Source organism: Acidobacterium sp. S8 (assembly GCF_009765985.1).
GTDB lineage: Bacteria > Acidobacteriota > Terriglobia > Terriglobales > Acidobacteriaceae > Alloacidobacterium.
The window spans coordinates 498,579-511,604 of the sequence record NZ_LMUM01000037.1; the positions used below are offsets into that span (position 1 = coordinate 498,579).

Genomic DNA, 13,026 nt, shown 5'->3' on the forward strand with positions numbered 1-13,026 from the left:
GCGTCTAATGAGAAGCTACGCCTTCCGTGATCTTGATACCGCGCGGAATATTGCGGCCGAGAACGGTTGCAATCTGTGAAGCTTCCTCCATCAGTTGCATATACTGTTCCGGATAGAGCGACTGCATGCCATCGGAGAGCGCCTTATCAGGCTGATGATGCACTTCGACGATAAGGCCATCGCAGCCAACGGCAATTGCAGCGCGGCCCAGCGGAATGACCTTGTTACGCTTGCCGGTGCCGTGGCTCGGATCGACCACGATTGGCAAGTGGCTGAGACGCTGCACAGCGGGCACGATGCTGAGGTCGAGCGTGTTGCGGGTGTGATCGGCAAATGTACGCACGCCGCGCTCGCACAGGATGACCTGATAATTGCCTTCGCTCATGATGTACTCGGCCGCCATGAGGAACTCTTCGAGCGTTGCAGCAATACCGCGCTTCAGCAGAACAGGCTTGCGCTTGCGGCCGGCTGCCTTCAGCAGAGAATAATTCTGCATGTTGCGCGCGCCAATCTGGATCACATCTGCATATTTGTCGACCAGCTCCAGCGCATCGTTGTCGATAGCTTCCGTGACGATGCGCATGCCGAAGCGGTCGCGGATTTCAGCCATGATCTTCAGCGCTTCCTCACCGAGTCCTTGAAAGGCATATGGAGAAGTGCGTGGCTTATAGGCTCCGCCGCGAAAGAACTGCGCGCCTGCATTAGCGACCTGTTCAGCAACAGCGAAGGCCTGCTCGCGCGTTTCAATTGAGCAGGGGCCTGCAATCATGGCGAGATCGCGTCCGCCGATGGTGGCATTGGTGCCGGGGAAGGTGATAATGGTGTCGTCTTCCTTCACATCGCGGCTCACCAGCTTGTAAGGCTTGGAGACTCGAATAACCTCAGCAACACCAGAAAGCTCTTCGATGTTGCCGCGATCGATCTCACCCTGGTTGCCGGTGATGCCGATGGCGGTGCGTTGCGCGCCCGGAAGTGGATGAGGGCGAAAACCTAATTGCTCAATGTGCTCGCAGACTGCCTGGATTTCTTCCGGCGTGGCCTGCGCTTTCATGACGACAAGCATGGCGACTGGCCTTTCTCTATAACTCACCAGTGTATCGGCTGCTTGCCGTCAGCGGCAATGAAAGCGAGAGAGTTACGTAATATCCGGTTCCGTGGCAGCTTCAGGAATAATGTCGGAGCCGGGGTCAGCGAGGATGGCGCGCGCATCGGCTTCTTCAACGGCTTTGACCTGCAATTGCAGCGGCCCCAGGCCGGGTTCCATAATGCGGGCATTTTCACCCGAGAGAAAAACTTCAATTCCGGCAGATTCCAGCCGTAGCTTCGCCATTTCGGCTTCAAGCGGTTCAGTAAAGCTGGCAACGGTGATGACTTCTTCCATGGATTTCCTTTCCTTTTGTTCGAGTCAACCGCTATTAGGATGCTCAAACGGTAAAATAAGAAGTTCACCCAACAGCTTATTCCTTAGGAGAGTGCTTCGTTGATTGCCCGCTATACACGCCCGAAAATGGGCCAAATCTGGAGTGATGAAAATAAATACCGCATGTGGCTTGCGGTGGAAACTGCCGCGAGCGAAACGCTGGCCGAAGACGGCATCGTGCCTGCGGAAGCAGCAAAGGCCATCCGTGAGCGCGGCGACTTCAGCGTGGCGCGCATTCAGGAGATCGAAGCCGAGGTGAAGCACGATGTGATCGCCTTCACGACCGCGGTCGCAGAGAAGATCGGACCGGAATCGCGCTGGTTGCACTACGGGCTCACATCGAATGACGTGGTGGATACCGCGCAGGCGTTGCAGATCAAGGCGGCCTCGGTGCTCATCCGTGAAGATCTGCTCGCAGTAGCCGATGTGCTGAAGAAACGCGCTCTCGAGTTCAAGCACACGCCCACGATTGGCCGCACCCACGGCATTCATGCTGAGCCGACGACCTTCGGCCTGAAGATGCTGAACTGGCACGCCGAGATGCAGCGCAATATTGAACGTTTCGACGCGGCAGCAGAGCAGATTCGCATTGGCAAGCTGTCGGGTGCTGTGGGCACCTTCGGGCATCTCAGCCCGAAGCACGAAGAGCGCATCTGCGAGAAGCTTGGTTTGAAGCCTGCCCCGGTGGCGACGCAGGTCATTCAGCGTGACCGGCATGCGCATTACATTTCGACGCTCGCCATCATTACCTCCACGCTCGATAAGATCGCGGTCGAGATTCGCCACCTGCAGCGGACGGAAGTGCGCGAGGCCGAGGAATATTTTTCCGAGAAGCAGAAGGGTTCGTCCGCCATGCCGCACAAGCGCAATCCGATTACGACCGAGCAGATCAGCGGCCTCGCCCGTGTTGTGCGTGCGAATGCGCAGGCTGCTTATGAGAACGTCGCTCTCTGGCATGAGCGCGATATCTCGCACTCTTCAGTGGAGCGCATTATCTTCCCGGATTCAACGATCCTAACGGATTATCTGCTGGCGAAGACGGCGAACCTGATTGAGAAGCTGCTCGTCTATCCGCAGCGCATGATGAAGAATCTAGAGAGCACTGGCGGTCTAATCTTCAGCGGTCAGCTGCTGCTTGATCTGGCTGAATCAGGCATGTTGCGCGAAGACGCCTATCGCCTGGTACAGGGTCATGCCATGCGGGCGTGGAAGGAAGACCTCGTCTTCCGCGACCTCATTAAAAACGATCCGGAAATTACCGCGAAACTCAGCGCAGAAAAGCTGGAGCATGCCTTCGATCTAAATCGGCAGCTGCGCAATGTGGATGCGATCTTCGATCGCGTGCTGCAAGGATAACCGTCTGACATTGCAGCCTGTCATGGATTGGCGTCATTCTGAGAGCGGCGAAGAGTCTTGTGAATTCCGCCCTCAGAATGACGCTATCGCAGGACAGGAGATTGCTCGTTAAGTTTTCTGCACAAACAAGCAGGAAAGATACTCGCGCTGCTGGATGAAGATCACGATCCAGCCGATCGCCACCAAAATAGCCAACTGCGCTCCCGCAGGCATCATGAGAATATGAAATAGATCGATGTTGACGATGACCGGGCCAAGCAGGACGAGCGCGAGAGGTACATAACGGTTAGCAAGAAGCAGCGCGCCGCCTGCAACCTGAACCGCCGCCACAGCAAGCACATAATGCGATTGAATCATCGCGCCCAGAAACTGTCCGGCCAGCCCCGGTGGTAATGGTTCAGGGATGAAGTGCAGGAAGCCGTTCAGCCCGAAGACGACAAAGATCAACCCAAGAATAATGCGCGCGATCAATGCAGCAATTTTCATTCAACCCTCTTTTTTGAATCACGAAAAATATAGGATCCAGGAGCGGCAGCTGTAAAACACTGGCCACCGTGCTTGATTCGCGAAATGGCCGCGGAGATGTTTTATCTTTTCGCAAGAAGCTCTGCGAGGCGATCAAGCGTGCCGTTCCAGCCTTGTTGCCTTGAAGGCGAGAGAGCGAGGAGCATCGAATGCACGTGTAAGAACGAGTTCGATATTTGCTGTTTCGTACATGGAATTCTCCTCAGGCATTTGTCTTTTCTGTTGCCATAAGCGCCAGCTGATCGGCAAGCCGCTGCAGCGTTTGCTTCTGGCCTTCGATGGCATTGAAGAGCTCCACCGTCTTCCTGCGCACCTCGGCGGTTTCAAAGAGCAACCGCATCGAGACCTTCGTTTTACCTCCTTGATCTTCAAAGGTCACAGTAGCTACGAATGCTGGGCCGGAGAGATGTTCGTAGACGAGGCGTTCGGGCCTCGCGACTTCGAGATACACACTCTCATTTTTGTAATCGACGCCGTCAGGTCCGTGCAGGATATGCCGCCAACGTCCGCCCGGCCTTACGTCCATCTCGAAGATCGTATTTCTAAAGCCACTTGGTCCGAACCACTTTGAGACATGCTCGGGTTCTGTCCACATCTTGAAGACGAGCTCTCGCGGAGCGTCGAAGACACGGGTGGTTGCGATCTCGCGGTCCTCCGCGCCGTCAGCAGACGCGCCGTTTGCAAAGTGATGCAACAGCGCGGTGAGACGTTCGAGGCTTTGGCTCCAGCCCTGTTCCATTCCCTTTACGGCTTCCTTGGCTTCGTTGATTGCGCGGACGACAGCGGCATGCAAAACGATGGTTGTCTTTCCATTCTCTTCGGAGAAGAGAACCGTATTCATCGTTTTAAGCTGAGGCGTGCCCGATGCATCGTTGAGTGCTGTAATTTCAAAGACGAGTCGTTCCGGCTCGTCGATTTCCAGGATCGTTCCTCCCATGGGATACACGGAACCGTCGGGTCCACGCATATCAATGCGAAGGGCACCTCCAGTTCGCGCATCCATTTCGCAAAGCGGGTTGGTGAAGTGTTTTGGTCCCCACCATTGCGCCAGGTGCGTCGGGTCCGTCCATACCTTGAAGACCAAGCTGCGAGGCGCATCGAAGACGCGGGTGAAGGTCAGCTCGCAGTCGGCTGCAACTGCGCTGGGACTAGCGGTGTTTACGGGCATTCTTTTTCTCCTGAGGTTTTGGCGCGGTCGCTTGCAGTTTGCGCAGGTAATCGTCGAGGCGGTCGAAGCTTTCTTCCCAGAAGCGGCGATAGTAGTCGACCCATCCGGCAATGTCTTTCAAAGGCGCGGCTTCCAAGCGGCAAGGCCGCCATTGTGCTTCGCGTCCACGGCTGATGAGGCCGGCATGCTCCAGCACCTTAAGGTGCTTGGAAATGGCGGGCATGCTCATCTCGAAGGGCTCGGCAAGCTCGGTCACAGAAGTTTCGCCGAGCGCAAGCCGCGCAAGGATGGCGCGTCGTGTGGGGTCGGCAAGTGCTGCGAAGGTCGCGCTGAGGTGATCTGGCATTGTATTAAACTCACGAGTTAATTAACTAATTAGTTAAATAAACGACGAGACGATATCTGTCAACAGGAATCGCAAAATTCTATGAGGGAAAATAGAGGCTCAACGCCCGGCCTTTCGCAAAAAAGAGTGAAAGGCTGGACGTCAGGTTTTGTACGAACTATTTGCTGGCGCTTTCCAATGTGGAGGCTGCGCGGTTGATGGCATCCGTCAGCGTAGTGAGTTGGGATGCCGCACGAGCATTGTCCTTCGCATCGATGGCCTCGTTCACACCGGGAATCACTACGGCGGCATATCCGGTATATTCGCCGGGAGCGTAGACCGTGTGCTTGAACCAAGGCCGGTTTGGCAGACCCGCGGACGAAAGCAGATCACTCTCTACCGCGCGCAGCTGGGCATTCAATTCTGCCGGATCGGTGGGGAGTTCCTGTTGTTTCTTATGCACAGCTTCGGCAGCGCTGGTAAATCGGTTTGCAGCCGCCAGCGTTGGAGCAAAGTCTAGACCAGACACGCCGTCATCGGAAGCTTTCTTCTTTGCCGCTTCTACGTACTCGCTGATTTCCTTGCCGTAGGTCACGTAGTCATAAGGCAGCACATCGGTGTCGGCCATGTGAAGAATCTCGATGCCAAAGACACGCGCTTGCTGCTGCTCGTAAACAAAAGTCGGATCGGCATTCTTGATGAACCAGTTGTAGTTATCGAAAACCGAGTGATAGACGCCGTAAGGACCGCCTGAACCGATGTCCGTGGAAGGCACGCCGAGATGCTGGATGAAAGGCGTGTAATCGGAGCCGCTGCCGAGGTCGCCAATTTCTACGTCACTTTGCGATGACGCGCCCTTGCCCATGTGCTCATTTGCCGAGTGGCGACGCGATTCGCCTTCCGTCTGGCTCTTCTGCCATTGCTCATAAACGTTGCCGCCCTTGGGGCTGGGAACCTCTTTCGCAACCTCACGGACAAAATTCTTGAGCGAGGGCACGGCTGAGGCATCGAAGTTCGGCCCTGATACTCCTACGTCAGTATTGAAATACGCCACAGCGTGACCCAGCGCAGAGGCATTGTCTTCCGCCCATTCAGTCGAGCCGATCAATCCTTCTTCTTCCGCGTCCCAGCTGCCGAAGACGATCGTGCGTTTCGGCTTCCATCCGATCTTCAGCAATTCACCAATGCCGTGCACTGCTTCGAGCATCGCTGCCGTCCCGCTATTGGGGTCAACCGCGCCATAGACCCAGGCATCGCGATGGTTGCCTGCAACCACCCATGCATCCGGCCAATCCGTGCCTTTGATCTTGCCGATCACGTCCCAGATGTCGCGGTAGGCGAAGTCCTGCTTCAGAACCATGTGAACTTTCACGCCACCCGGACCCAAATGGTAGGCGAAGGGCAGCGCACCCTGCCATTCATGCGGCACTGCAGGCCCGGCGAGCGCCTGCAGAATCGGAGCGGCATCGTGATACGAAATCGGTGTCGACGGAATCTGCGGCATATTCGGCGCAGTCTCCGGCTTCAGACGCTTCGATTCCGGCAGATCGGGAGTGGACGCGATGCCGGGCGTGCTGGCGTCGCCGGGATACTTGAAGAGATACTGCACTGCGCCGCGCTGAACGCCTGTCTCCGGGCGATAGGGGCCTTTGGGATACATGTCGCCGCGATAGTACCCGTCATCTGCCGGATCGGAATAGATGATGACGCCGGCGGCTCCGCGTTGCTGCGCGATGTAGACCTTTACGCCGCGAAAGTTGCCGCCGTAGCGGACGAGAACGATCTTGCCCTTCACGCTGACGCCGAGGTCGTCGAGCTTCTTGAAATCTTCGGGCCGGCCATAGTTGGCATAGACCACCTCAGCAGTGATATCTCCGGAAGGCGATGAGCCGTTGAACGGCATCACGACCCGCGGGTCTTTATCGAATGGATCCCCCTCAACGTGTTCCCGAGTTGGGCCTGTCATTAAAACTTTTCCACTCGCATCGGTAGCGGTGACATGAATTTCTTTGGGAAGATTGAGCCATGCTTTATAGGTCACGATGGCGGTATCAAGGCCCGCAGCTTTGAATTTTTCCGCAACGTAGAGAGCCGTATCGTGGTCTTCTTTCGATCCAGCGACGTGCGGCGCAGCGGTAAGCGTCTTCAACTCTTCGCCCGCAAGTTTCGCATCAGGCACGGCAAGAAACTGCTGGTCGATTTTCGCTTGTGATGCGAAATCGCGATAGCCAAAACTGGATTGTGGCGCACCAGCATTCTGGGCGGGCAGGGAAATGGCGAGCGCGGAGAGGCAGAGGCAACTGGCAAGAGCGCGATGATTCAAAGACTGCTCCTTGAAATAGGCGAGTAGAGATAGGTATGTAAACAGAAAGATTACACTAAGAATATTCGTACTGAGCGTTTTTCGGGAAAGCTCGTAAAACCCCGTTCCTTAACCTTCGAAAGCGAGCAGAGTTCTGGCTGACAAGACCGCACAAGCAGAATTGGATCCTGAGCTGCAGGCCGATCTTGCCATGGAGCTGCCGATTGCAGGCAGTCGCTGGCCTCCGATCGTTCGAGCTCTGCGGCATGATGATTATCGCCTCTTTTGGGGCGGCTGCCTGCTATCAAATGTCGGCACATGGATGCAGAATGTGGCCCAGGGCTGGCTGGTGCTGGAGCTTTCCAATTCTTCCTTCTGGCTTGGAATGGTTGGCTTTGCCTCAGCATTTCCATTCCTGCTGTTTACTCTCTTCGGCGGAGTCATTGCCGACCGTGTGAGCAAGCGGCACCTGCTGATCGGCACACAGACTTCGCAGATGATCTTCGCTTTCGTACTCGCGTTTTTGACTTACTTCAAGGTCATCACGATTGGCCAGCTGGCGGCGCTTGCATTTTTGACCGGCATCACGAATGCGCTGAACGCCCCCGCCTATCAGGCGCTGGTGCCTCGGCTTGTTCCCTCAGAAGACCTGCCCAACGCAATCGCTTTGAACTCGGCGCAGTTTAATCTGTCGCGCATTGTCGGTCCTACGCTTGGCGGTTATGCTATGGCGTGGTTCGGTATCGCGGGCAATTTCTTCCTGAACGGCTTCAGTTTCCTTGCCGTGCTCTGGCCTCTGCACCGCATGCGTTATCCGGAGGAAAAGCGCGAGCACCACGCGAGCATGCTGCGCAGCTTGAAAGATGGCATTGCGTATGTACGCCGCTCGCCGGAAATGTCAGCCATCGTAATTCTGATCGCCAGCGCCAGCTTTTTTCTCCTGCCATTCATCACGTTTATTCCATACTTTGCGAAAGATGTTCTCCGGGCAGGTGAACGGGGGCTCGGCTTTCTTATGGCCTGCTCAGGAATCGGGGCGTTGCTTGCAGCCGGGGTCATAGCCTATTTCGGCAAAATCCGCTGGCGCGGACGAATCATCGTCGGTTTCGGCCTGTTCGTCATGGCGGCGGTGATCGTCTTCTGTTATTCGCATATCTTCGCGCTGTCGGCGGCCATGTCTTTCTGTGAGGGCTTCGGCATGATCATCAGCCTCTCGACCGTCAATGTCACCATGCAGCAGCTTTCCAGTGACGAAATGCGTGGCCGGGTCATGAGTATTTATGCGACCAGTTTTTTAGGCCTGCCGCCAGTCGGATGTCTCATTATTGGCGAGCTTTCCCGGCACATGCCGACGGAACACGCCATCGCCGCCATGACAGGGGTGGCGATGGTTTGCTACGTCGGCTTTTATCTGCGCTCGAAGCCGCTCCGCGAACTGGATTAGGCTTTGCCGGCTGCTCGCCTGCGCCGTCCGCTCATCAGATAAGCAGTCGCTCGCGGCTCGAACAGCGGATCGGCGGATTTATCGATGCCATCGACCCGCGGAATCGGGTCGAAGATGATCTGGCGCTGTTCTTCTTCGTTGTTCGGCACGAGCGTATCCAACGTAATTTCACCAAACTTTAGAAGCGTGCGATCCTCCGGCCACTGTTTCGTCGCGTCATCTGTCGGATCACCATCGTTCGCCAGTTGTACAAAGATTTGAAATTTGATTGGTTCAGCGGCAATTCTTTCAAATAATTCGTCGAAAAGATAATTGGGAGTTTTTGCCGCTGCGTCTTCGTCAGTAAGGTATTCCGTTCCAAGCTCCGGCACGATGCGGTAGCGGCCATACTGTTCTTTGCCGTCTGCATTAGTGAACTTGAAGGCGCTCACCGCGAAGAAGTGCTCTTTCGCGAAGCTTGTGGGAAAAGGCTTCGGCATTTGCACGTAGGCCAACGCTGCGGGATGTCCGCCAAGGAAAGCTTCTATCGGGTTCGGATGAGGAGAGTCGGGTTCTGTGGCAGCGATGGCGCGGACAAGTTCCACCAGCTCCTCAGCGATGCGAACGGGGAAGCCGTCGGCCGAATGGCTGACGATATCGGTATGCACGTGCTCTGCGAGATGAAAGCGAATCGCGCAGCCGCGCGGGCTTGCTCCCTGCGGATCATTATCGGGTACAACCGGAACTCCCGCGGAATTGGAGAAGCGCACAGAAACCGGCGTCGATGCTCGTTCGATATGAGGTGCGCGTGTCAGCGAGGCGGCTTCCGGCGCTGGCACGAATGTTCCCGTCAATAGCGCGCCCTTCGCGTGCGCCGCGCGATAACCCGGATAGGGGCCGTGAAAAGCTTTATCGAATGCGTCCACAATATCGCGGCCGAGGGCTAAGGCTTTTTCGTCGGTAGGGAGCGGCATAACAGGATTCCTCCGGTTTGGATCGGTATCGACTAACTGTACCTGCGGATAGCGGAAACTGGATCACGAAATTGCAAAATCTGAATAGACTCGCGCGGGTGCATCGTGGTTCGTACTTCGGAAGCACCCGGCTTCGTAACTGGCTTGACTTCGGAGTGGATTCGGCTAGGCCACCAACTGCGCACAATGCGAGCAACGCTTCGCTTCGAGCGGAATATCGCTGAGGCATTCCGGGCAAGGACGAGTCTTCGGCGGGGCGGCCTTCACAGGAAAGAAGCGGGCCATCAGTTTGTTGATTGGCAGCACGAAAATGAAATAGACGACTGCCGCCATGATTACGAAGCTGATCACTTGGTTCAGGAAATTGCCATACGTGATCTTGCCTCCGTTGAGATCCAGAACAAGATAGGAGAAGTCCGGCTTTTTGAAAATGGCAGCGATCAGCGGGTTAATGATGTCTTTTACCAGGGAACCGACGATGCCCGTAAAGGCTGCGCCGATCACGACTGCCACGGCAAGATCAATGACATTCCCGCGCAGAATAAAATCACGGAATCCCTTTAACATTCGAATCTCCTCCAGGATGGCAATACGCTGTCATCGTAACGCATCACGTGTTTTTGTTGTGAGATGGGTGACTTCAGCACGAGGCTGCTTGGCGGAAAAGCAGGTGTTCGCGTATTCTTCTCGGTGCTTTGGCACGATGGAGAAAGCATTGAAAAAAGTTGTAGCCAGTTCCGACGATGCGGTGCGCGATATTCCCGAAGGCGCAACGATCATGATCGGTGGTTTCGGGCTCTGCGGTATCCCTGAAAACCTGATCGCCGCGCTTGTACGGCACGGAGCAAAAGGGCTTCATACCATCAGCAACAACATGGGCGTGGACGGCTTCGGCATGGGTCGAATGCTCGAGCAGGGCATGGTCGCTTCACACACGGGAAGTTATGTCGGTGAGAATAAACTGCTCGAAGGCAAGGTACTGCGCGGCGAACTAGACCTGCGGCTCGTTCCTCAAGGCACGCTGGCAGAACGCATCCGCGCCGGAGGGGCGGGAATCCCCGCGTTTTATACGCCCGCTGGTGTAGGCACACTCGTGGCGGACGGAAAAGAGGCTCGCGAATTTGATGGACGCCCATACATTCTCGAGCGCTGGCTGCGTGCTGATTTTGCGCTCATCAAAGCCTGGAAAGGTGACACGGCGGGCAATCTCGTCTACCGCAAGACAGCGCGGAATTTCAATCCGATGATGGCGACTGCCGCAAGGATCACAATCGCAGAAGTGGAAGAGTTAGCGGAACCAGGCGAGATTGACCCGGACCACATCGTCACGCCGGGAATATACGTAAAGCGCATCCTGCAGGGAGAGCAGTATGAAAAGCTCATAGAGCGCAGGACACTTCGCAAATCGTGATGCCTGGCTTTTAAGTACGATTATTTTGCCGGCGCATGCGTCTCGCGAATCTGCTCCTGCAGCTGTGCACAAAAGCCCCGATATTTCAGCACAAAATGTGCATCCGTAAAGAGGGTAGCGCCCGCTACGAGAATCGCGCTAATCAATAGCCATCTTTTCGTTTCACCTCGACCCAGTTGTCTGAAGCACAGCGCAATGGCAAACGCAGAGAGCGTTGCGCAGATCGTCAGCGAAGGAAGGCGGTCGCAGTAAATCTCGTTTGCACCGAGACCCAGCCACGCCGAAGCGGCAGCAATCAAAGTAGAAAGAATGAGGGGTACGAGGGATCCTGATCTGAATTGAGCCATAGAAAAACAGCGTGAAATTCCGCTGTTCCGATTATCTTCTGAATGGAGCGCGAATCAAACCCGGCCGCGGCAGGCTGAGACAGTCAGGCTGGCATTTGTCTGAGTTGCGCGCTGATCTTCAGGGGGGCCTCTGTGGCTCTCTGAATATCGTCGACACTCAACCCCTGCGCAATCTCCTCAAGCACCAAACCTTCGGGAGTTACGCTGATCCAGGCCATCTCGGTGGCGATTGTCTGAACAACTTTGAGCCCGGTGATCGGCAGTGTGCAGTGCTTCAAAATCTTCGGTCTACCGTCTTTCGTTGTGTGTTCCATGGCAACAATCACGCGCCGCGCGCTGGCTACCAGGTCCATCGCACCGCCCATGCCTTTCACCATTTTTCCGGGAATCATCCAGTTCGCCAGGTTGCCTTCCTGATCGACCTCCATGGCGCCCAGAATGCTGAGGTCAATGTGGCCACCGCGAATCATCGCGAAGGAATCGGCACTGGAAAAATACGAGGTGCCGGGGAGTTCAGAGACCGTCTCCTTGCCGGCGTTGATCAGGTCCGGATCTTCCTCACCCGCGATCGGATAGGGCCCAACGCCAAGCATCCCATTCTCTGACTGTAGTACCACTTGGATGCCGGGAGGAACATAGTTAGCGACCACAGTCGGCATTCCGATGCCGAGATTGACATAGTAACCATCGCGCAGTTCGAGAGCCACTCGTCTCACAATGCGCTCCCGCTTGGCCGTTTCGTTAAGATTGCCGGGCGCCGGCGTGCTGGTGTTCGATAAAGTAGACATTACGGTCGTTCCTAATGCTCCCGGCAGTTCTCAATCTTCGAGCGCGTTCACTTCTGCGCGGAACCATTCTAGTCCTTATGAGCCTCTCTATGGCTTTCCTCTTGTCCGATTTTCCCAACGCCAGGCCATCACTGAAGCTTCTGATTCCGGCCTTCCTGGCGCTCTACGGAACCTATGAAACCTCACGTTGCCTTCGCCTCCGCTGGAGCTTCTATCACGGTGGAGTTTTGCTGCTGCTCTACATGGACGTCATGGCGCTGGCGATGATCTTTTTCCTGCTGCTTTACCCCTACGAAGGATGGCTGCAATAGTCTTTTCGCCGTGTCAAAAATACCGCAGTCGGCGTAAATCTTTCCGAAATTTCGGCCCGATCTGTATATCGTCTCCCCCCTCTTTACCTAACCGGCAAGTTTTTAAGGAGGGGATCGGCGAAAAACGAGAAGAGCCGCGACGCAATCGGTTGCCTCGCCAGAGACCATCAGCCGTTTAACGTGACGATTGCAACATTCGTAGGTAACGCCTTAAATTTCAATTAATTACCGCTGCTTGTTACTGAAGCCATCGAAGTCTCCGACCAAAAATTCTCGAACATGCAACAACTTGTTGGTTCCAAAAGAGTTCCTGTCAATTAAAAAATGGCTACCTACGTGCAGCATTTGCTTGTCTCAGCGCACCTGCCAGCTTACGCTCATCAAAGGGCGCTGATGTCCAGCCTCCCTCAATTACTTAGGAGAGTTTGCTAAAAAATGAAAAAGATTTTCGTCCGCGGCCTTGCGATTCATGCTTCTGTCTTAGCTCTTTGCGTTGTTTCCAGCCCCGTTTTTGCTTCTACAGGTTTTAAGTCTGAAACCCATAGCCAAAATAATGTTGCGTATCAATCCGACATCGACAAGTCTGTTCAATCGGCAGCTGTGAGCGGAACCGATCCCCGTCCGAAGGGCACTATCGTGGCAGCTGTGAGCGGAACCGATCCTCGTCCGAAGGGCA

The 13,026-nt window shown here is 55.4% G+C and carries 15 protein-coding genes; 5 read left to right on the forward strand and 10 right to left on the reverse strand.

Features of this window, described 5'->3' with window-relative positions; translation table 11 throughout:
• Nucleotides 1-4 precede the first annotated feature (4 nt).
• A complete protein-coding gene (aroF, locus tag GSQ86_RS20870) occupies nucleotides 5-1,090 on the reverse strand; it encodes a 3-deoxy-7-phosphoheptulonate synthase (protein ID WP_254062525.1) in 1,086 nt (361 codons plus the stop codon).
• A 45-nt stretch (nucleotides 1,091-1,135) separates the two neighbouring features.
• Complete coding sequence (locus GSQ86_RS20875) at nucleotides 1,136-1,381, reverse strand: putative signal transducing protein (protein ID WP_158752091.1); 246 nt, start codon at nucleotides 1,379-1,381, stop codon at nucleotides 1,136-1,138.
• 99 nt (nucleotides 1,382-1,480) lie between these two features.
• On the opposite strand from GSQ86_RS20875, the gene purB reads away from it, so the two are divergent.
• Nucleotides 1,481-2,776: an adenylosuccinate lyase gene (gene purB / locus GSQ86_RS20880; RefSeq protein ID WP_158752092.1), complete on the forward strand. Its 1,296-nt coding sequence runs from the start codon at nucleotides 1,481-1,483 to the stop codon at nucleotides 2,774-2,776.
• A gap of 108 nt (nucleotides 2,777-2,884) precedes the next feature.
• Here purB and GSQ86_RS20885 read toward each other — a convergent pair whose 3' ends face one another.
• The 4 genes from GSQ86_RS20885 to GSQ86_RS20900 all read right to left on the reverse strand — a co-directional run bounded on the left by GSQ86_RS20885 (nucleotide 2,885) and on the right by GSQ86_RS20900 (nucleotide 7,117).
• On the reverse strand, nucleotides 2,885-3,262 hold the full coding sequence (locus tag GSQ86_RS20885; RefSeq protein WP_158752093.1) for a hypothetical protein: 378 nt from the start codon (nucleotides 3,260-3,262) through the stop codon (nucleotides 2,885-2,887).
• 241 nt (nucleotides 3,263-3,503) lie between these two features.
• Nucleotides 3,504-4,469 (reverse strand): SRPBCC family protein, encoded by a 966-nt coding sequence (locus GSQ86_RS23615; RefSeq protein WP_254062526.1) that lies wholly within the window; start codon nucleotides 4,467-4,469, stop codon nucleotides 3,504-3,506.
• On the reverse strand, nucleotides 4,450-4,815 hold the full coding sequence (locus tag GSQ86_RS20895; protein ID WP_158752094.1) for a metalloregulator ArsR/SmtB family transcription factor: 366 nt from the start codon (nucleotides 4,813-4,815) through the stop codon (nucleotides 4,450-4,452). The genes GSQ86_RS23615 and GSQ86_RS20895 overlap by 20 nt, the downstream gene beginning before the upstream one ends.
• 157 nt (nucleotides 4,816-4,972) lie before the next feature.
• On the reverse strand, nucleotides 4,973-7,117 hold the full coding sequence (locus GSQ86_RS20900) for a M28 family metallopeptidase (RefSeq protein WP_158752095.1): 2,145 nt from the start codon (nucleotides 7,115-7,117) through the stop codon (nucleotides 4,973-4,975).
• 160 nt (nucleotides 7,118-7,277) lie between these two features.
• On the opposite strand from GSQ86_RS20900, the gene GSQ86_RS20905 reads away from it, so the two are divergent.
• Nucleotides 7,278-8,540, forward strand: coding sequence for an MFS transporter (locus GSQ86_RS20905; protein ID WP_158752096.1), 1,263 nt, complete (start codon nucleotides 7,278-7,280; stop codon nucleotides 8,538-8,540).
• On the opposite strand, the gene GSQ86_RS20910 is transcribed toward GSQ86_RS20905, so the two are convergent.
• Both GSQ86_RS20910 and mscL read right to left on the reverse strand, forming a co-directional pair.
• Entirely contained in the window at nucleotides 8,537-9,493 is a 957-nt protein-coding gene (locus GSQ86_RS20910) for a catalase family peroxidase (protein ID WP_158752097.1), read from the reverse strand. The two genes, GSQ86_RS20905 and GSQ86_RS20910, sit on opposite strands and share 4 nt — an antisense overlap.
• Nucleotides 9,494-9,658: 165 nt before the next feature.
• On the reverse strand, nucleotides 9,659-10,060 hold the full coding sequence (mscL, locus tag GSQ86_RS20915) for a large conductance mechanosensitive channel protein MscL (RefSeq protein WP_158752098.1): 402 nt from the start codon (nucleotides 10,058-10,060) through the stop codon (nucleotides 9,659-9,661).
• A gap of 148 nt (nucleotides 10,061-10,208) precedes the next feature.
• Here mscL and GSQ86_RS20920 point away from each other — a divergent pair, with 148 nt between their 5' ends.
• The gene (locus GSQ86_RS20920; protein ID WP_216841232.1) at nucleotides 10,209-10,904 is read left to right on the forward strand and encodes a CoA transferase subunit A; all 696 of its coding nucleotides are present in this window, start codon (nucleotides 10,209-10,211) and stop codon (nucleotides 10,902-10,904) included.
• Nucleotides 10,905-10,924: 20 nt separating this feature from the next.
• Here GSQ86_RS20920 and GSQ86_RS20925 read toward each other — a convergent pair whose 3' ends face one another.
• Both GSQ86_RS20925 and GSQ86_RS20930 read right to left on the reverse strand, forming a co-directional pair.
• Entirely contained in the window at nucleotides 10,925-11,251 is a 327-nt protein-coding gene (locus GSQ86_RS20925) for a hypothetical protein (protein WP_158752100.1), read from the reverse strand.
• Between the two features lie 83 nt (nucleotides 11,252-11,334).
• Entirely contained in the window at nucleotides 11,335-12,039 is a 705-nt protein-coding gene (locus tag GSQ86_RS20930) for a CoA transferase subunit B (protein ID WP_158752101.1), read from the reverse strand.
• 89 nt (nucleotides 12,040-12,128) lie between these two features.
• Between GSQ86_RS20930 and GSQ86_RS20935 the strand changes: the two genes are divergently transcribed.
• Together GSQ86_RS20935 and GSQ86_RS23190 are read left to right on the forward strand one after the other, a co-directional pair.
• The gene (locus GSQ86_RS20935) at nucleotides 12,129-12,350 is read left to right on the forward strand and encodes a permease (RefSeq protein WP_254062527.1); all 222 of its coding nucleotides are present in this window, start codon (nucleotides 12,129-12,131) and stop codon (nucleotides 12,348-12,350) included.
• Between the two features lie 435 nt (nucleotides 12,351-12,785).
• Nucleotides 12,786-13,026, forward strand: a 241-nt coding sequence (locus GSQ86_RS23190; protein ID WP_216841233.1) for a hypothetical protein, incomplete at its 3' end; no start/stop codon positions are given.

Excerpts from the sequence above, each read along its gene's own strand:
- GSQ86_RS20910 (WP_158752097.1), bottom strand. The coding sequence starts at position 9,493 with ATGCCGCTCCCTACCGACGAAAAAGCCTTAGCCCTCGGCCGCGATATT.
- GSQ86_RS20930 (WP_158752101.1), bottom strand. The coding sequence starts at position 12,039 with ATGTCTACTTTATCGAACACCAGCACGCCGGCGCCCGGCAATCTTAAC.
- GSQ86_RS20935 (WP_254062527.1), top strand. The coding sequence starts at position 12,129 with ATGGCTTTCCTCTTGTCCGATTTTCCCAACGCCAGGCCATCACTGAAG.
- GSQ86_RS20895 (WP_158752094.1), bottom strand. The coding sequence starts at position 4,815 with ATGCCAGATCACCTCAGCGCGACCTTCGCAGCACTTGCCGACCCCACA.
- GSQ86_RS20925 (WP_158752100.1), bottom strand. The coding sequence starts at position 11,251 with ATGGCTCAATTCAGATCAGGATCCCTCGTACCCCTCATTCTTTCTACT.
- GSQ86_RS20875 (WP_158752091.1), bottom strand. The coding sequence starts at position 1,381 with ATGGAAGAAGTCATCACCGTTGCCAGCTTTACTGAACCGCTTGAAGCC.
- mscL (WP_158752098.1), bottom strand. The coding sequence starts at position 10,060 with ATGTTAAAGGGATTCCGTGATTTTATTCTGCGCGGGAATGTCATTGAT.
- GSQ86_RS23615 (WP_254062526.1), bottom strand. The coding sequence starts at position 4,469 with ATGCCCGTAAACACCGCTAGTCCCAGCGCAGTTGCAGCCGACTGCGAG.
- GSQ86_RS20885 (WP_158752093.1), bottom strand. The coding sequence starts at position 3,262 with ATGAAAATTGCTGCATTGATCGCGCGCATTATTCTTGGGTTGATCTTT.